17 protein-coding genes and 1 pseudogene are annotated in these 18586 nt (G+C 55.8%); 5 read left to right on the top strand and 13 right to left on the bottom strand.

Annotated features, from left to right (window positions below):
• Nucleotides 1-15: 15 nt before the first annotated feature.
• The 7 genes and pseudogenes from ACSZO1_RS06470 to trhO form a co-directional block, all read right to left on the bottom strand.
• Nucleotides 16-681 carry an amino acid ABC transporter permease gene (locus tag ACSZO1_RS06470; protein ID WP_437610758.1) on the bottom strand — a complete coding sequence of 222 codons (666 nt, stop codon included), beginning with the start codon at nt 679-681 and terminating at the stop codon, nt 16-18.
• A pseudogene (locus ACSZO1_RS06465) lies at nt 681-1330 on the bottom strand (amino acid ABC transporter permease). The gene ACSZO1_RS06470 and the pseudogene ACSZO1_RS06465 overlap by 1 nt, the downstream one beginning before the upstream one ends.
• A gap of 4 nt (nt 1331-1334) precedes the next feature.
• Entirely contained in the window at nt 1335-1982 is a 648-nt protein-coding gene (locus tag ACSZO1_RS06460; RefSeq protein ID WP_437610676.1) for an urea carboxylase-associated family protein, read from the bottom strand.
• Complete coding sequence (locus ACSZO1_RS06455; protein WP_437610674.1) at nt 1966-2598, bottom strand: DUF1989 domain-containing protein; 633 nt, start codon at nt 2596-2598, stop codon at nt 1966-1968. The genes ACSZO1_RS06460 and ACSZO1_RS06455 overlap by 17 nt, the downstream gene beginning before the upstream one ends.
• A gap of 2 nt (nt 2599-2600) precedes the next feature.
• Nucleotides 2601-3431: a transporter substrate-binding domain-containing protein gene (locus ACSZO1_RS06450; protein ID WP_437610672.1), complete on the bottom strand. Its 831-nt coding sequence runs from the start codon at nt 3429-3431 to the stop codon at nt 2601-2603.
• Between the two features lie 251 nt (nt 3432-3682).
• Nucleotides 3683-4534, bottom strand: coding sequence for a MurR/RpiR family transcriptional regulator (locus ACSZO1_RS06445; protein WP_437610670.1), 852 nt, complete (start codon nt 4532-4534; stop codon nt 3683-3685).
• 156 nt (nt 4535-4690) lie between these two features.
• Nucleotides 4691-5740, bottom strand: coding sequence for an oxygen-dependent tRNA uridine(34) hydroxylase TrhO (trhO, locus tag ACSZO1_RS06440; RefSeq protein ID WP_437610668.1), 1050 nt, complete (start codon nt 5738-5740; stop codon nt 4691-4693).
• Nucleotides 5741-5979: 239 nt separating this feature from the next.
• Between trhO and ACSZO1_RS06435 the strand changes: the two genes are divergently transcribed.
• Entirely contained in the window at nt 5980-6900 is a 921-nt protein-coding gene (locus tag ACSZO1_RS06435) for a Kdo(2)-lipid IV(A) acyltransferase (protein WP_437610667.1), read from the top strand.
• Nucleotides 6901-7182: 282 nt separating this feature from the next.
• Nucleotides 7183-8418 carry a multidrug efflux MFS transporter MdtG gene (gene mdtG / locus ACSZO1_RS06430; protein ID WP_437610665.1) on the top strand — a complete coding sequence of 412 codons (1236 nt, stop codon included), beginning with the start codon at nt 7183-7185 and terminating at the stop codon, nt 8416-8418.
• A gap of 45 nt (nt 8419-8463) precedes the next feature.
• On the opposite strand, the gene ACSZO1_RS06425 is transcribed toward mdtG, so the two are convergent.
• Nucleotides 8464-8658 carry a hypothetical protein gene (locus ACSZO1_RS06425; RefSeq protein ID WP_437610663.1) on the bottom strand — a complete coding sequence of 65 codons (195 nt, stop codon included), beginning with the start codon at nt 8656-8658 and terminating at the stop codon, nt 8464-8466.
• A gap of 353 nt (nt 8659-9011) precedes the next feature.
• Here ACSZO1_RS06425 and ACSZO1_RS06420 point away from each other — a divergent pair, with 353 nt between their 5' ends.
• Entirely contained in the window at nt 9012-9425 is a 414-nt protein-coding gene (locus ACSZO1_RS06420; protein WP_437610661.1) for a MysB family protein, read from the top strand.
• On the opposite strand, the gene ACSZO1_RS06415 is transcribed toward ACSZO1_RS06420, so the two are convergent.
• The 3 genes from ACSZO1_RS06415 to ACSZO1_RS06405 form a co-directional block, all read right to left on the bottom strand.
• Nucleotides 9426-9668, bottom strand: a complete 243-nt coding sequence (locus tag ACSZO1_RS06415; protein WP_437610659.1) for a YceK/YidQ family lipoprotein — start codon at nt 9666-9668, stop codon at nt 9426-9428. It lies immediately after the preceding gene.
• 172 nt (nt 9669-9840) lie between these two features.
• A complete protein-coding gene (gene mdoH / locus ACSZO1_RS06410; protein WP_437610657.1) occupies nt 9841-12417 on the bottom strand; it encodes a glucans biosynthesis glucosyltransferase MdoH in 2577 nt (858 codons plus the stop codon).
• Nucleotides 12410-13945: a glucan biosynthesis protein G gene (locus tag ACSZO1_RS06405; RefSeq protein ID WP_437610756.1), complete on the bottom strand. Its 1536-nt coding sequence runs from the start codon at nt 13943-13945 to the stop codon at nt 12410-12412. The genes mdoH and ACSZO1_RS06405 overlap by 8 nt, the downstream gene beginning before the upstream one ends.
• Nucleotides 13946-14215: 270 nt before the next feature.
• Between ACSZO1_RS06405 and mdoC the strand changes: the two genes are divergently transcribed.
• Nucleotides 14216-15358, top strand: a complete 1143-nt coding sequence (gene mdoC, locus ACSZO1_RS06400) for a glucans biosynthesis protein MdoC (protein ID WP_437610655.1) — start codon at nt 14216-14218, stop codon at nt 15356-15358.
• A gap of 29 nt (nt 15359-15387) precedes the next feature.
• On the opposite strand, the gene ACSZO1_RS06395 is transcribed toward mdoC, so the two are convergent.
• Nucleotides 15388-16860 (bottom strand): phospholipase D family protein, encoded by a 1473-nt coding sequence (locus ACSZO1_RS06395; protein ID WP_437610653.1) that lies wholly within the window; start codon nt 16858-16860, stop codon nt 15388-15390.
• 146 nt (nt 16861-17006) lie between these two features.
• On the opposite strand from ACSZO1_RS06395, the gene ACSZO1_RS06390 reads away from it, so the two are divergent.
• Entirely contained in the window at nt 17007-18155 is a 1149-nt protein-coding gene (locus ACSZO1_RS06390) for a beta-glucosidase (RefSeq protein WP_437610652.1), read from the top strand.
• On the opposite strand, the gene ACSZO1_RS06385 is transcribed toward ACSZO1_RS06390, so the two are convergent.
• On the bottom strand, nt 18137-18310 hold the full coding sequence (locus ACSZO1_RS06385; RefSeq protein ID WP_437610763.1) for a hypothetical protein: 174 nt from the start codon (nt 18308-18310) through the stop codon (nt 18137-18139). The two genes, ACSZO1_RS06390 and ACSZO1_RS06385, sit on opposite strands and share 19 nt — an antisense overlap.
• Nucleotides 18311-18586 lie beyond the last annotated feature (276 nt).

The following is an 18586-nucleotide window of genomic DNA, read 5'->3' as shown; positions in this document are numbered from 1 at the left end:
GTTTATTTCTCCTGGTTAAAGCAGCATGCCGCGACGATAACGCGTCATGCGGGATTCAAGAAGGCGAGCCAGCCAGTCAATCAGACTGTTCAGCAGCCAGTAACAGAGCGCCACCGTCAGATAAATTTCCAGCGGCGCATAGGTTTCGGAAATCGCCTGTTTTGCCGCGTACATAAACTCCTGCACCGAGATAATCGACAGCAGCGCGGAGTCTTTGATCAGGCCAATCATCAGCCCCACCAGAGGCGAGAGCATTTGCGGTAAGGTCTGCGGCAGCACCACATCGCGCAGTTGCTCACTGCGGCTCAGCCCGAGTACCCGGCAGGCTTCCCACTGCCCTTTCGGCAGCGCCTCAATCGCGGCGCGGATCACCTGCGCAATATAAGGCGCGTAGTAGAGCGTTAGCGCCAGCACTCCGACCAGCGGTGAAGAGAGCGTGATGTCATATTCCGGCAGCACAAAATAGAGCAGGTAGATCACCACCAGCAGCGGTAGTGCCTGGGTCAGATTGCTGTACCCGTGCAACAGCCGCAGCCACAAGCCCCGCGCCCGCATCAGCGCCACCGCCATCGCTGCGCCCGACAGTAACGCACAGAGTGCGGCGACCACACAGAGTTGCAGCGTCGCCACCAGCCCTTCGCCGAGTGAAGGCAGCGAGTGAATTATTGCCTGCCAGTCCATCATGCCAGCCTCCGTTTCGCTTCCAGCCTGCGTGCGGTGGCAATCAGCGGCAGCGCGATCAGCAGATACCCCGCCGCCACCAGCAACAGCACCTGCGTCGCTTCATAGGTACGGGCAATCACGATCTGCCCGGCATAGGTCAGCTCCGTCAGCGCCACCACGGACGCCAGTGGCGTGGTTTTCAGCAAAATGGTGAACTCATTGACCAGCATCGGCAGGCTGGCGCGCATCACCTGAGGGTTAATCACATACCACCAGGTCAGCATACGGTTCAGCCCCAGCGTGCGGGCGGCTTCCAGCTGACCACGCGTGACCAGCGAGCGGTTAACGCGCAGAATTTCCGCCACATACGCCCCGCTGTTCAGACCAATCGCCAGCACCGCCGCCAGCATTGGCTGGCCGCCGAGGCCCAGGAAAGGCAGGGTAAAAACACCACAAACAGCTGGACCATCGCTGGCGTGCCACGCATCAGGCTGACATACACCCTGCCGATCGCCCGCCAGATCCAGGAGCGACGCAGCTGCAGAAAGCACCCCAGTTGCCCCATCGCCACACTCACCAGCGAGGCCAGCAGGGTTAACAGCAGCGTCATCAGCAGCCCGTGCCCCAGTTCCGGCAGTGCCGCCAGTACCTGTTGATCCAGCCCCATGCCTTTACTCCGTACTGAAGCCTGTCAGGTTCTCCGCCACTGAGAGTCGCAGCGGCGCAGGCCGATCGTTCCCCTCAATACCGGTGTTACAGGCCGAGACAATGAATTGCGTATCCATCACCACCCGGCAGGTGATGCTGTCGCCGGCTTTGGTAAGGTTGCTTTCCGGCAGAATCTCCCCTGCCCGCGTCAGCTGCACATGCATAAACAGGTTGATCGGGTCCGGCAGCTTTGGCACCGTCATGCCAAGACGAGCCAGTTCGCCACTGACGGCTTCAACACAACCTTCACCGTGGTAACCACGCTCGGCGAGAAACGCCCGCGTTGAGCCTGGCAACAGCAGGTCGTGACGTTTCACGCTGTCTTTACCCAGCACCATCATCGGGCGGCGGCGGTTATTCACCAGCCGCATCCCCGAACCCAGCAGATAGCTGTTACTGAACACGCGTGTGTGATGTACCGACAGCCACACTTCCGGGTCCTGCAGACTGAAACCAAACAGTGATGCCACTGCCCCGTCACCAAGCGCCGTGATACGCAACAGCTGACCACGCAGCACACGAATCGCTCCGACACTGCCCGCGGCGACATCGACCGTATCCGCCAGTGAGCGTTGTTCTGTTTCCAGCCAGGCGTCACGCATTAACAGCATGATGCAACTCCTCTGCGTGATGGTGATCGCTGACGCGAATATCGATTGGCGTGACCTGCAAACCGTTACCCGGAATGATGTCCTGCGGGCAGGAAGAGACGGCACAAATCAGGTCGCACAGCGCTTCAAATACAATAGCGTCCCCCGCTTTGCTGTGTGGATCGGTAACCTCCATCCGCCCATCTGCCGTCACCGGGCCGTTCTGAAACAGATTGAACGGCTCCGGCAAGCTGAAGTAGGTGACGCCGTGCGCTTTCATGCCTTCCAGCAGATTGTCCACGCAGTTGCGATGACCATCGACGCCGAAATCGACACTGAAACGCGTGCGGTCGCAAGCCGGTACGTTGGCATCATGAATGCCAATGGTATCGGCAATAATGCGCAGCATTGGGCGGTTTTCGCTCGACCACAAGGCATCCCCTGGCTTAAAAAACAGTGAACGCAGGTGCTGACGGGTGTGTACTGGCGACAGCTTCTCGTTCAGGTTGTCCGCATTGACCGCGACGAAATCCGCGGCCTGCTGCCCTTCACTGTCAATGACGGTAATAAACTGCCCTTTACGCACCAGGAACGTTTTCCCGTGGCCCGCAGGCACCGTCAGGTTTGACTGGCACATAACTACTCCTTGGGAATGAAATCGCTGGCGGGTACGGTAAAGGTGGTGCCCAGATACTGCTGCTGCAGCTTGCCGAGCTGACCACTGCTCTGCAGCGCGAGAATATGATCGCTCAGCGCTTTATTCAGGCTGCCGTCTTCTTTGCGTGTCGCCCAGCCCATCCACTGTGCAGGCCCGACTTCACCCACCTGCGCCACTTTTTCTAGATATTTCTTCACCACTGGCGCCAGCACTGAAATATCGTCATAGACGAAGTCCGCACGTTTGGTCATCAGGGTGCTGACGGTCTGATCGAGCGAGTCAACGCTGATGATCGTGATCGGCTTTTTACCCGCCTGTTTCAGCTGCTCATTAAAGCCTTTCAGCAATTGCTCCGGCACACTGGCGACTTTTACCGCGCCACGCAGGCCAGACAGGCTTTCCGCACTCAGCGTTTTACCGCTGAAGGTTTTCACTTCATCTTCCCGTACCAGCACGCCGTTAACCGTTTTGCTGTAAGGCACGGTAAACAGCACTTTCTTCGCGCGCTCTGCCGTGACGTTCAGTGAAGAACCTTCAGCATTGAACGCGCCGGAAATCAGTCCGGGCAAAATGCCGCTGAACGCCGTTTTCTGAAATTCCAGTCTCACGCCAAGATCGCTGGCTAAGGAGCGCATGATTTCCACGCTGTAGCCAATAATTTCGCCTTTATCATCGGTGTATTCGTAAGGCGGGAACGTCGGGTCAATGCCGACCGTGAGTTTGCCGCTGCTTTTGATATCAGCCAGCGTATCTGCGTAAGCCTGAGTGCCGACGGTGAGTAATGCGGCGATAAGCCATGCTGTTTTTTTCATTGTGGTATTCCCCTGGTGTTGGTGAAATCTCTTTTTCTACAGAGCATTTCTTGTGCCAGTTTTTTCACCACCGCAACCAGCCATGGCGGAGAAAACCCTTTTTCTCCATAAAATCATGAAGAAACAAATGTTTCTTTAAATTAATTATATTTTTCTCACATTTCACAAAAGCAGGCGAACCCGTATCCCGCGATCAACAGGGCGCACCATTATGGGGAGAGTGCTGGCGCAACATGCGCCAGCGCGGGGCATTATTCGAGTTCGTCGAGAGACTGGTGCAGGGCTTCAACCTGCGCGAGATAATCATTGCTGGCTTTGCCCATCTGGCGCGCCACCAGCGAACAGAGCAGATTGCAGACACCGGAAAGTGCCACCGTGCTGTCAAAAATCAGCGTGCTGTCGGTATGACAGCGAATTACCCACTGCGCGTGGCGCGCGGGTTTGCCGGACAACACATCGGCCAGATAGAGCATGGGAACCTGGCGTTCCGCCAGTACCCCCATCGCGGCATCCAGCGCGGGCATGCGCCGACGCAGCCCGACACAGATGGCCATATCCTGCGGTCCCAGTGCCGCCAGATGCTCCGCCAGCGAATCCCCCGGACGCGGCAGCAGCCGCACATCAGGATGAATATGCACCAGGTCGCGATAAATCAGCTGGGCGATAGTCTGGCTGTGCCGCCAGCCCATCACCACCACACGTCTTGCCTGCGCCAGTGCATTGACGGCACCCTGCAGCTCTGCACTTTCCAGATTGCGGTAGCTGTTGACGATGTTGGCGATCTCTTTTTCCAGATGCTGCTGCATCACCGCATCCAGCGGGGAAGCGCTGGACAGCGGCTGCAGATAGAGTGGCGATCCGCTGCTCTGCATCTCACGCGCCTGACGGCGTGCAGTATCGTAACTCTCATAGCCCAGATGGCGGAAAAAACGGGTGGTGGTGGCTTTAGAAACGCCCGCGCTTTGTGCCAGTTCAGTGGCGGTATTCATCGCCAGCTGGCCGGGCGCCGCAAGCAGAATATCGGCCAGCCGCTGTTCATGGCTGGAAAGTTGCTGCCAGTGCTGGCGGATTCGGCCTTCTAACGAGGCGGCTTTTGCGCTCATGGCGGTTCCCTGCGAAGAAAAATCTCATCCTGCACAGAGCGTGCCGGGATGTCACCATGATTTTGTATTTTATTGCTGATGAGGGGGACTGCCACCGATGGCAACGGCGATATCACTCTCGCCGCAGCCATCGGTGACGGCAGGCCAGTCGTGAACTTATTCCGGGTCGGGGATCTGCAGCGTGCTGTTCAGCAGGCCGCGTGACTTATTGAAAATTTTATTCCCATTTTCACGTCCGGCACGGCGGGCGCGCTGCTCTTCCGGTGACAGCACCAGCTCTTCCATACACTGCGGACTGCAGCAGTGCTGGTATTTCTCGGCACAGCTCGGACACTGGATAAACAGCAGATGGCAGCCATCGTTTTTGCAGTTCACATGCGTATCACACACCGCGCCGCACTGATGGCAGTTCGCAATCACATCATCCGAAATGCGCTCACCCATACGTTCGTCAAACACAAAGTTCTTGCCTTTAAAACGCACCGGCAAACCCTGTTCGCGCGCGCGACGGGTGTACTCAATAATCCCGCCTTCGATATGGTAGACATTCTCAAAACCGTTATGCAGCATCCAGGCGCTGGCCTTTTCACAGCGGATACCGCCGGTGCAGTACATGACGATTTTCTTATCTTTGTCTTCCTGCAGCATATCAACCGCCATTGGCAGCTGATCGCGGAAGGTATCCGCCGGAATTTCCAGCGCATTATCGAAGTGGCCCACTTCATATTCATAGTGGTTGCGCATATCGACGAACACCGCATCCGGGTCATCGAGCATGGCATTCACTTCGTCCGCCTTCAGATAAGCGCCGACATTGCTGGCGTCGAACGAGTCATCATCAATACCGTCCGCCACAATACGCTCGCGCACTTTCAGGCGCAGAACCCAGAAGGATTTGCCGTCATCATCCAGCGCAATATTCATGCGCAGATTATTCAGTGCCGGATCAAACGCATACAGCGCGTCTTTCATCGCGTCATAGCGGCTCTGCGGCACGCTGATTTGCGCATTGATACCCTCTTTCGCGACGTAAACGCGACCAAACACGTTCAGGGCGGTAAAGGTCTTCCACAGGGCATCACGAAACGCTTTTGGATCGGCAATGGTGAAGTATTTATAGAAAGAGACTGTGGTGCGCGGCTCGGTTTCAGCCAGCATACGCGCCTTCAGCTCTTCATTGGACACAAGGTTATGTAACACTGGCATGGTGTTTTTTTCCTGTAAACAACTGAGAGAAATTTAGCGGCGACATAATACCTGATTTCGCCCAAATTGATAGCACAACGGCTGATTTCCCTGCCATATTCAGTGGCCAGTAACACTGCGCTGACTCACAAAATCCGTCAGTTATTTCAGTCTGGGACCCAAAAATGGCACAATAGGCCATAATCAACAGAATGAATGAAAGCCATAATAACGGCCTGGACAATTTTTACTGGAAAAACATGACTCAACTGCCACAATTTTCTCGCGAATTATTGCACCCGCGTTACTGGCTCAGCTGGATCGGCATTGTACTGCTGTATCTGATAGTGTTACTTCCCTATCCGGTTTTGTACTACACCGGCTGCGGTCTGGGCCGGTTATCGATGCGTTTTCTGAAACAACGCGTGGCTGTTGCACGCCGCAATCTGGAACTCAGTTTTCCCACGATGCCGGAAGCAGAGCGTGAAGCGATGGTGGTGCGCAACTTCGAATCCGTTGGCATGGGCCTGCTGGAAACCGGAATGGCCTGGTTCTGGCCGGACTGGCGTATCAAACACTGGTTTAGCGTTAGTGGTCTTGAACATCTTGATCGCGCCCGTGAGCAGCAAAAAGGCGTGCTGCTGATCGGTATGCACTTTCTCACCCTGGAACTGGGTGCACGTATTTTTGGTATTTATAACCCAGGTATTGGCGTTTACCGGCCGAACGACAATAAGCTGCTCGACTGGCTGCAAACCTGGGGACGTATGCGCTCCAACAAAAGCATGCTGGACCGCAAAGACCTGAAAGGCATGATCCGCGCGCTGAAGAATGGCGACATTATCTGGTATGCCCCGGACCATGATTACGGCCCACGCAGCAGCGTATTTGTGCCGTTCTTTGGTGTTGAAAAAGCCGCGACGACCAAAGGCAGCTATCTGCTGATCCGCAGTGCCAGCCCGGCGGTGATTCCGTTTGTGCCGCGCCGCCTGCCGCATGGTAAAGGCTATGAAATGATCATTATGCCAGACGTGACAGATATGCCGCTGGATGATGAAATCGTTACCGCCGCACGGATGAATAAAGTGGTGGAAGAAGGCGTGCTGATGGCGCCGGATCAGTATATGTGGCTGCATCGCCGCTTTAAGACGCGCCCGGAGGGCGAGGCGTCATTGTACTAATTTGCCGATCATCACGATACAAATCGCCTCACGTGCAGGCAGCACCGTACAATCCCCTCCCCCACATTGTGGGGGCGGGTCAGGGAGGGGAAACAGGCAACCCGGGCCGTTAATTCCCTCATCCCAGCCCACATTGTGGGGGAAGGAGCAGCTGCAAACCCGTATAGAAACCCCCACCTTTGCTGCCCGTTTCATATCTATTGCCACTTTACGCCCTTGTAATCAACACACCAGTCGCTAATATAGTTAGCCTGCTTATAATGCATAAAGGAAGCCGCACTCATGTCGGCGGACGACGAACCGGTTAACTGGATACGCAATCTCTATATTGCCTGGCTGGGCTGCTTTCTCACCGGAATGGCTTTCAGCCTGGTGATGCCTTTTCTCTCCCTGTATGTCGAAGTGCTGGGCGTCACTGACCCGCAACAGCTGAATATCTGGTCCGGTCTGGTGTTCAGTATTACCTTTCTGTTCTCTGCTATCGCGTCCCCGTTCTGGGGCGGGCTGGCTGACCGTAAAGGACGCAAAATCATGCTGCTGCGCTCAGCGCTGGGCATGGCGGTGGTGATGCTGCTGATGGGATTTGCCACCAATATCTGGCAATTACTGGTACTGCGCGCCCTGCTGGGACTGCTCGGCGGCTTTGTGCCCAATGCCAATGCCCTGATCGCCACGCAGGTGCCGCGCCATAAAAGCGGCTGGGCGCTGGGCACACTGTCGACCGGCGCCGTCAGCGGCGCGCTGATTGGTCCACTGATTGGCGGCCTGCTGGCAGATACCTTTGGCCTGCGCATGGTGTTTTATATCACCGCCGGTGTGCTGTTTCTCTGCTTTATCATCACTCAGTGCTTTGTGCGCGAATCGTTTATTCCGGTGCAGAAAAAAGACATGCTGCATATGCGTCAGGTGTTTTCATCACTGAAAAATCCCCGGCTGGTGCTGGCGTTGTTTGTCACCACCATGATTATTCAGATTGCCACCGGTTCCATCGCCCCCATCCTGACGCTGTACGTCCGCGAGCTGGCAGGCCATACGCAAAACCTGGCGTTTATCAGCGGCATGATTGCCTCGATACCGGGTGTGGCAGCGCTGATCAGTGCCCCACGGCTGGGTCAGCTGGGCGATCGCATAGGCCCGGAACGTATCCTGATTGCTATGCTGTTGATCTCCGTTCTGCTGCTGATCCCGATGTCGCTGGTACAGTCGCCGCTGCAGCTGGGGATTCTGCGTTTTCTGCTCGGCGCTGCAGATGGCGCGCTGTTGCCCGCGGTACAGACCCTGCTGATTTATAACGCCAGCAATAAAGTCGCCGGGCGACTGTTCAGCTATAACCAGTCGTTTCGCGATATCGGTAATGTATCGGGGCCACTGATGGGGGCGGCGGTGTCGGCTAACTGGGGGTTCCGCGCGGTCTTTCTGGTCACCGCGCTGGTAGTGCTGTTTAACGCACTTTATTCCTGGCTGACACTACGCCAGGCGGGGCAACCAGAGACAGCAAGCAATCTGACGGAAGAGTAAAACGGGCAGGAAACAGAAAATAAACGGGGGCATCGCGCCCCCGGATTATTTCAGGATAATGACTTTGTCGTAACCGCCGCTGTCACTGTCGATATGGGTTTTAGCATCCATATGCTCGTGCAGCACTTCATCAACGATCTGATTAAAATGCTCGCAGCGGGAGCCTTTCTTGCGTGTGATAGTCACCATGGATTGCGACTCTTCGACATGGTGATACGCTGATTCCTTCATGTAGTTCATCGTAGTACCCTCAACAATATTGTTGTAATGATAGTATCATTACGGATTGTACGGGGAAATGCACTGCGTCAAATTCTGAAAGAGTAGTGGTTTCAGGGGATTAACGGGCAAAAGCCGCCCTGACAGGCACGCTGTTTTTCTCTCCTCAGGCGAGGGTTACGGGGCATATTTTTTGTGCCCTGCATGCCCATACTGTTCATCCTTTTCTCCTGCGCATCTGAATATAAAGACAGGCTGCACGCCTTATTTAACACGCTGATCGGCCGGGATAAAAAAACATCCTTCATCCGCTTTACTGCCAGCATCTTCGACTATTCTTTTCTGACACCCCGTTACACTGTAAGGAGGCTCAGATGTCACTGTTTTCTACTCTGGAAGAAGCCATTGATAACGCCCGTGAAGAGTATCTGGCGAACAACCCGGATATCGCGGAAGATGACGCGGCGGTCAGCCAGTTCGCCCTGCAAAAATATGTGATGCAGGATGGCGAAATTATGTGGCAGGCTGAATTTTTCACCGACGAAGATGAAGAAGGTGAATGTCTGCCGATACGCAACGGAGAGGCCGCCCAGATGATTTTTGATGGTGACTTCGATGAACCCGATCTGCGCCAGGAGTGGCAGGCGGAAAATACCTTATATGAATGGGATGAAGGTGAATTTCAGCTGGAGCCGCCACTGGACAGTGAGGAAGCTCGCGCCGCCGCAGAAGAGTGGGAAGATGACAACACCGACGCCGACAATCAGTATGATGAGCGCGAACGCTAATTACTCATAAGGGCCGTGTTTCATATCCACCGGCAGCAGCAGCGTATCCGCCACCAGCGACAACGGCAGATCGATAATCGTCAGAAAGCGCCATGGGGTGTCACGCACATCCCAGCGCACACCTGGATAATACTGATGTCCCTGCCCCTGACCTGCAACCGTGCGGCTGATAATACTGCCACATCCGCTTAATGCCACTACGCAAAGAGCTGTCACCGCCAGCCGGCCAATTTTCGCTATCATGCCTGTTCTCGTGTTTGTTACCGGCGCGTATTCTACCGTGCCAGCGACGGCAAACGCGCGCAAATTCTCTGTAAATGTAGCGTAAAAAAGGCGGCATTTCTGCCGCCTTTGCGCGTCCGTCTTGATGAACGCCATATTTGTCGCCACACCGCTGATGCCGTATGGCGAGAGATTACAGCCTTGCTTTGTCCACCGGCTGCAGCGCCAGCGGATTCAGTTTCATGGCATGGTACTGTTCGAACCAGTCATGATACTTATCCGCATTCTGCCACAGGTGGAAATGCAGACGCGCCAGTGTAACCGGATCGCTCAGCAGTTGCAGACGCTGATCGCGACTGAGTTTCGCCGGTGCATCGCTCAGTGCCTGTTCAACACGGCGATCGCGCGAAAACTCCAGCAGATCGCTCTTCAGGTGACGCGAAGTCGCCATTGCACTGGCCAGCGCATTGAACGATGGGTGGAACAACGCATGCATAAAGCCATTTTTCAGTGCACGTTCACGGTTCTGCTGCAGGTACGCATCGGTATCACGCAGTTCCTGCGGCGGCGCATACTCTTCCGGGATCAGGAACAGCTGCGCACGTTTGGTTTTCTGACCAATCGTTGCCCGGCTGGACATCACCGAAACAAACGGCGACAGGATCAGCGAGAAGACAATCGGTGCCAGCCACCACAGGAAGTTGAGGTCCAGCCAGCCCATCCCAATCGCCCACACCGCACCCAGCAGCAGCTGCGAACCGTGACGGGCAAAGGCTTCGCTCCACGGGGTCGCGTCGTCATCACGCTGCGGTGAATTCCACACCACTTCCCAGCCGAGGAAGGCACTGACCACAAACACGGTATGGAACAGCATACGCACCGGTGCCAGCAGCACTGAGAACAGCATCTCCAGCAGCAGCGAGACGAACAGCCGCAACGCACCACCGTACTCTTTCGCGCCTTTACACCAGATCAGCACTACGCTGAGCAGTTTCGGCAGGAACAGCAGCACCAGTGTGGTGGAGAACAGCGCAATCGCCAGTTCCGGACGCCACTGTGGCCATACCGGGAACAGCTGCCGCGGCTGCAGGAAGTACTGCGGCTCCATCAGCGTATGCACCACCTGCAAAGCGGTGGAAAGCGCCAGGAACATAAACCACAGCGGCGCGGAGAGATAGGACATCACGCCCGTCAGGAACACCGCACGGTGCACCGGGTGCATCCCTTTCACCAGGAACAGGCGGAAGTTCATCAGGTTACCGTGACACCAGCGGCGGTCACGCTTCAGCTCATCCAGCAGGTTTGGCGGCAGTTCTTCATAAGAACCCGGCAGATCGTAGGCAATCCACACCCCCCAGCCAGCACGGCGCATCAGCGCGGCTTCAACAAAGTCATGAGACAGAATTGAACCGGCAAACGAACCTTCACCCGGCAGCGGCGCCAGCGCACAGTGCTCAATAAACGGCTGCACGCGAATAATGGCGTTGTGACCCCAGTAGTGTGACTCGCCCAACTGCCAGAAGTGCAGACCGGCGGTAAACAGCGGGCCATAAACACGGGTGGCAAACTGCTGGCAACGCGCATACAGGGTATCCATGCCGGACGCTTTCGGCGACGACTGGATAATGCCGGCATTCGGGTTGGCTTCCATCATGCGCACCAGGCCGGTGAGACACTCGCCGCTCATCACGCTGTCCGCATCCAGCACGACCATATAGCTGTACTGGCTGCCCCAGCGGCGGCAGAAGTCATCAATGTTACCGCTTTTACGCTTCACACGACGGCGGCGACGGCGATAGAAAATCTTGCCCGCACCACCAACATCACGCACCAGCTCCATCCACGCTTTCTGCTCCGCCATGGCGATATCCGCATCATAGCTGTCGCTGAGGATGTAGACGTCGAAGTGCTGCTGCTCACCAGTACGCACCACGGATTCCCAGGTGGCGCGCAGACCGGCGAACACGCGTTCTACGTCTTCGTTACAGATCGGCATAATCAGCGCGGTGCGATGTTCCGGGTTAATCGGTTCATCGCCGGTGGTGGCATAAGAGATGCTGTATTTGTCGCGGCCAATCAGCAGTTGCAGGAAGCCCATCAGCGCGGTCCAGAAACCGGCCGACACCCAGCAGAACAGAATGGCAAACAGGAACAGAATCCCGGTCTGCAGAATGTAAGGCAGGATCTGCAGGAAAGACTGCTGCCAGTTCTGGTTGATCATCTCCATGGGATCGATCAACGCCCAGCCCTGATACGGCAGAATGGTTTTCATATACCAGGTGGCGACCACGGTCTGCGCCAGCGTCAGCAGCAGCAGAATATAGCGGCGAATAGAACCGACATGACGCCATTTATCTTCTGACTTCTGCTCTTCCGCACTGGCATAGCGATGGGTGGTTTTGCGGCCACGCAGTGAATCCCAGGCGCGCGCCAGCGGGTTAGTACGCCAGGCTTCCGGGAACATCAGTGAACGTTTTACCGGTGGCATCGCTTTCAGCGTGGTGCGACCGACATAGTCGTTATCGAACTGTTCACCACCGGCGACAGAGTCCGGCCACGCCATCTCGATACGGGATTTGACCGATTCGAGCGGCGTGTCGTCCGCGCGGCTTTCCTCCGGGCCATGCTGGCCCAGCTGGCGGTGAAGCTTGCTCCAGACTTCATCAGACGCGCCGCTTTCCGGCAGCGCCTGTTGCAGTCCCTGCTTCCGCTCAGCGGAAGCAGGCAGCAAGTCGATGTAATCAGCAGGGGTTACGGTAGACTTATTCATTGGCAGGCAACTGATAGCTCCAGGTTTCCGTCAGCGTTTTGTCGCCATTGATCAGCGCAGCACGCATTTCGGTCGCTTGCTTATTGTCTTTCACACGCAGACGCAGCGTCAGACGCCAGCCTTTAGTCACGTCGTTGTAGCGCACACTTTGCTCGACCACTTCACCGTTAGCACCTACGCTAACCTGTGGTGCTACCGGCGTGTTCGCCGCCAGCTTGCTCATTTCCGGGCCAACAAAGTCCACCAGGAAGGCGATAGTGCCGTCCGGCTGGCGCACCAGGTTGGACTGTTTCACATCACCGGTAGAGCGCAGCGTGCTCTTCACATACGCCGTTTCCGGCGAGTGCAGCTGACCTTCGTCGCGCGTGAAGTGCAGACGATAGTTAAACTTCATCTCTTTGCCTGGCTCCGGCAGCGATTCCGGCGACCAGAACGCGACGATGTTGTCGTTGGTTTCATCCGCGGTTGGGATTTCCACCAGCTCAACACGTCCTTTGCCCCAGTCACCCTGCGTCTCTACCCAGCCGCTTGGACGTTTGTCGTAACGGTCATCCAGATCCTGGAACTGACTGAAGTCACGACCGCGCTGCAGCAGGCCAAATCCTTTCGGATTCTCAACGGTAAAGGTGCTGACCGCCAGATGCTTCGGATTATTCAGCGGACGCCAGATCCACTCGCCATTACCGGCATGAATGGAGAGACCGTTGGAATCATGCAGCGCCGGACGGTAGTTCACTATCGGAGAAGGCTGATTTGGACCAAACAGGAACATGCTGGTCAGTGGCGCGACGCCCAGTTTACCGACGTTATCACGCAGATAGACCTTAGACTGCACGTCGACGGTGGTCTCTTTGCCCGGACGGATAATAAAGCGGTAAGCGCCCGCTGCGCGCGGTGAATCAAGCAGCGCGTAGATCACCAGATGCTTATCCTGCGGTTTCGGCCGCTCAATCCAGTACTCTTTGAAACGCGGGAACTCTTCGCCAGAAGGCAGCGCGGTGTCGATCGCCAGACCACGGGCAGACAGGCCATACACCTGATCGCCGCCAATCACGCGGAAATAGCTCGCCCCGAGGAAGCTGCCAATTTCATCGTGTTTATCTTTGCTGTTCAGCGAATAAAGCACTTTAAAACCGGCATAACCGAGGTTTTTCACCGTTTCCGGATCGTGTTTCACGTTACCAAACGTAAACAGGTCCGGGTTGTACTTGATCTCGCGCACCGAGGTGGCGGTCACTTCGTTCAGTTTCACCGGCATATCGAAATACATGCCCTGGTGATAGAACTCAAGCTTGAATGGGGTCTTCAGCTTGCTCCAGTACGCTTTATCGTGGTTGAACTGAATCTGCTGGTAATCAGCAAATTTCATCTCACGAAATTGTGAAGGTAAATTGCTTTTCGGGGTTTCAAAACCCTTTCCGGCCAGCTCTTGCGCCTGCTTTGCCACATCATCGATGCTGAACGCCCAGCTGGAGCTGGCATACAGCGAAAGCAAAACTGCCGCGCCAATCCCGCGCATCTTGATCAGTTTTGGTTCATTTTTCATTTTAATCAGCACATCTCCCCCTTTCGTGTGCTTAAAGCAATCCGGTAAATCTTAATGGATAATTCTGGTTTCCGACAGCCTGCGCGGGATTTTGTTCCCGTGTATTTGCTCGCTAAGCGCCCATATCTCAAGCGTTTAGCGGATACGGATTTGGCTGATAGTATACTCTTTGTTGCTACAGTAAAGTAAGCCCATGCTTTAGCCTGGTTCAGGGCGAACCAGAGGATTAATTTGGTCAAAAAATGGATAACTATGAGCATAAAAAAACCACAACGTGAGTATTTCCTTGATTCCATCCGCGCATACCTGATGCTGCTGGGTGTACCCTTTCATTTGTCCCTGATTTACTCCAGTCATCAGTGGTCCGTTAACAGCGCGGAAACCAGCGTCTGGCTGACGGTACTGAATGACATCATTCACGCCTTCCGTATGCAGGTGTTTTTTGTTATTTCCGGTTACTTTTCCTATATGTTGTACCTGCGTTATCAGCCTCAGCGCTGGCTGAAAGTACGTGTGGAGCGTGTCGCGATTCCGATGCTCACCGCCGTACCGTTACTGACGCTGCCGCAGTTTTTCCTGCTGAAAGACTGGACGCCCGCCGTCGGCGACTGGCCAAGCTTTTCGCTGTATGACAAGTACAATGCGCTGGCGTGGAACCTGATCTCGCATTTATGGTTCCTGCTGGTGCTGGTGCTGTTAACCTCATTAAGCCTGTTAACCTTCCGCATCCTGCGTGATTTCGGTTATCGCCGTGCAGAAAAAACGGACTATTCCGAGCTTAACTGGACAAAATTAACGCTGAGTTTTGTCGCGTTTGCGCTGATCTGGGGAACGATTCGTCGCCTGCTGTTTATTTTTCACCCGGATTTACTGCGTGATGCGCTGTTTAATTTTGCGGTGATGCAGACGCTGTTCTATCTGCCGTTCTTTATGCTGGGGGCGATGGCGTGGAAGCATGAAGCGATTAAATCGCTGCTGGTGAAGTTTAACCCGTGGACACTGGTCGGCGCGGCGCTGGCGTTTGTCGCCTATATGCTGAACCAGCGCTATAACCTCGGCGAAGGCTGGCTGTATGAGATTGATGTGCTGATTACCATGCCGCTGGGAGTCTGGATGGTCAATGTGCTGTTCGCCCTCGGCCATCGCCTGCTGAACTCACATTCCCCGCGCGTCACTTATCTGGTCAATGCATCGCTGTTTATTTATCTGGTGCACCACCCGCTGACACTGCTGTACGGCATCTTTATTACTCCGTCGATCAGCAATGATACGCTGGGCTTTTTTGTCGGACTGGCGTTTGTATTTGGCATTGCCTTCCTGCTGTATGAAATTCATCTGCGCATTCCGCTGCTGCGCTTCCTGTTTTCCGGCAAGCCGCAACCGGCAACTGCCTGACGCCCGACGGCGGGGATATTCCCCGCCGTTTACAGCAACCACTCGATTGGCAGACGCCACACCAGACGCACCAGTAAACGCTGCATCAGCCGGGTACGCGGTTCGTGTTTATGCACCACCTCCCCCGCTTCCCCTTCATATTCCACCCAGTTAATCCGTCCCCAGCGATCCAGCCGCAGCTTCCAAGCTTTGTCACGCATTCGCTGCGTAAAGCGGTCATGCACTGCGGTTGCCAGCGTCTCACTGTCGATCACAAAACCCATTTCAGTATTCAGCATCGCCGAACGGGGATCGAAGTTAAACGAACCGATAAACACTTTCTGGTTGTCAACGCTAAAGGTTTTGGCATGCAGGCTGGAGCCGGAGTGCCCGGTGAGGCCGCGATCGTGACTGGCTTCCGGACTGTCACTGCCCGGTTTCATTTCATACAGCGCAATACCGCGGCGCAGCAGTTTCTTGCGCCATTTGGCGTAACCGGCATGAACAATCGAGACATCATTCGCCGCCAGCGAGTTGGTCAGAATGGCAATATTGACTCCGCGCCGCTTCAGCGCCACCAGCTGTGCCACCCCGGCACGTGTCGGCACAAAATAAGCGGAAATAATATCGAACTGCTGTTGCGGCGTGCCGATCACCTCCAGCATGCGCTGCGGCAGCATGGTTGACGCGCGCGCCCTGCCCAGCCCCTTACGCGGATCGTCACTGAGTAAGCGCGTCGTGGCCCAAATCAGTGTTAACTCGCCGCTCTCCAGTTGGGTGACAAATGACGAACTTTGCAGCCGCTGCAGATATCGCTGCACCTGATCGCTGTCGCGCCACGCTTCCGGCAGGCGCACCGCCGAACCCTCAGAGTCATCATCCACCTCCACCACCGACTGCAGTGGTGAAACGGCGTCGCTGCGCCAGTAGCGCTCAAAATCCGCGCACACTTCTATCACCACCGGCCCAATCGCCAGTACATCGAGATCGGAAAACAGCGGCTCATCGCCCGCCGCAAAGTATTCATCGCCGATGTTGCGCCCGCCAACGAGGGTGGCGATGCCATCAACGGTAAAACTTTTATTGTGCATCCGGCGATTCAGGCGGGCGAAATCGGTGAGATAACCGAGCGCACGCAGGGTGCGAAACGAGAAGGGATTAAACAGCCGCACATCGATATTGGCATGGCGGTTCAGCTCACTCAGGGTGCGATCCAGCCCCATGGTGTTATTGTCATCCAGCAGCAGACGCACGTTCACCCCGCGATCCGCCGCTTCCAGTAACGCGCTGAACAGCAACCGCCCGGACATATCGTTCTGCCAGATATAATACTGCACGTCGATGCTGCGTTCAGCCATGGAAATCAGCAGATAGCGCGCCGCAAACGCATCCAGCCCCTCTTCCAGCGGATGAATGCCACTCTGTAACGGGTGGCGTGCCAGCCGCGGTGTAATCGCCTGCGCCAGACGGGTGGCCTCGGGTGCATCATCCCAGCCAGCCTTTGCAGCAAAAGCGTCGGACATGGTGGTTCCTCTATCAGACTGATGGTGCTCTGTGCAGATAATACCGGATATGCCGGTCAGCGGAATACCTTTGGACGGCCCACAATCCTTAAGTGCAATTTCGTCTAGACTTAGCGAACAGAGTCCGCGCACCGGAGGATCGCCCTATGTCCGTACAACCGCGCCACCAGCCGCAGCTGTTCCGCAGCTTTTTCCAGGGTAGCTTCGCCTGTTCCACCGCCTGCCGCGCCGAAGGGAAACGTGTCGACCTGGTGATTAACAGCGGACACGATATGCTGCTGGACAACGACTACGCAGCCCTGGCCACACACCATCTGCACACCGCGCGTGACGGTGCACGCTGGTATCTGATTGAGCAGCAACCCGGCGAATATGACTGGTCCACCTTTATGCCAATGCTGCACGCGGCGGAACGCCATGACGTGGAAATTATCTGGGAACTGGCACACTTCGGCTATCCGGCGCACCTTGATATCTGGCAGCCGCAGTTTATTGACAGTTTTGCCCGTTTTGCCCGGGCGATGGCCGAAGTGATGCGGGATGAAGGCCATACGCAGCCGTTTTTCACCCCCGTCAACCAGATCTCTTTCTGGTCCTGGGCCGGTGCGGAAGTGGCGTGGCTCAATCCCAACAGCAGCGCCCGCGCAAAAGACCTCAAGCGCCAGCTGGTGCGCGCCAGCCTGGCGGCGATGGATGCCATTCGCGATGTGCTGCCAGAGGCGCGTTTTGTGCTGACCGATCCACTGGTGCATATCGCGGCGGCGGACGCCAGTGAAGCGACGATTGAGGAAGCGCAGCGCCAGCATCTGGCGCAGTTTGAAGCCTGGGATATGCTGAGCGGCCGCCTGCACCCAGAACTGGGTGGTGACCCGCGTTATCTGGATATTATTGGCGTCAATTACTATCCCGATAATCAGTGGTTCAGTAATGGCGAGCCGCTGACGCAGGAACAACCTGCCTGGCGTCCGCTCAGTCAGTTACTGGAGGAAGTCTGGCTGCGCTATCAGCGGCCACTGTTGCTAGCGGAAACTGGCGCCGAAGGCGATGCACGCGCAGGCTGGCTGCGTTCGGTGATGGAGCAGGTCAATATTACGCTGGAGAACGGGGTTCCGCTTGAAGGGGTTTCCCTGTATCCGGTGGCAGAGTATCCGTCATGGGCGGATTATCGCCGTTCACCTGGTGCGCTGCTGGGACTGCCCGACCCAAATGGTAACCGCACGGTATATGAACCACTGGCGCTGGAACTGCGAAGTCAGCAAATCAAAATGCAGAATGCTCAGGGACGTAAGGCGTGATCTTTCTGGTAACAGGACTGGACATCGATGGGTGGTTCTGGCGGATGACGCACATCTGACAGCCAGGTCATCACAAACAGGATTATCACGCAAATCAGACAGGCACAGAGTAAACCAATTACCGCGATAAGTTTGTCATCTCTGTTTTCCATCATCCAGCTCTCCGTTCATGACTGGTATTGCGCTGCCGGAGATCTCAGGTCATCCACAGCGTAATCATCAGAACGAAGATTATAAGTGTAAAAGAGGTCACTGCAAGCACCACGATGGCAAACTGCGCATCATCGAGCGGCACCCGCGGCTCTTTTTCCCGCTCTGGCGGGGGTGTCATAGGGTCCATTTCAGTCTTAAGTAACGGCGGATTCAAGTTCGAAGTGCAACGCTAAGCCGCCTGTCTTAACTCTGCAAAGACCACTGAAGGCTGCCGGAAC

The organism is Erwinia sp. V71 (assembly GCF_965644245.1).
Lineage (GTDB): Bacteria > Pseudomonadota > Gammaproteobacteria > Enterobacterales > Enterobacteriaceae > Erwinia.
The sequence above is the reverse complement of the archived record's forward strand: the minus strand, read 5'-3'. Positions and strand labels throughout refer to the sequence as shown.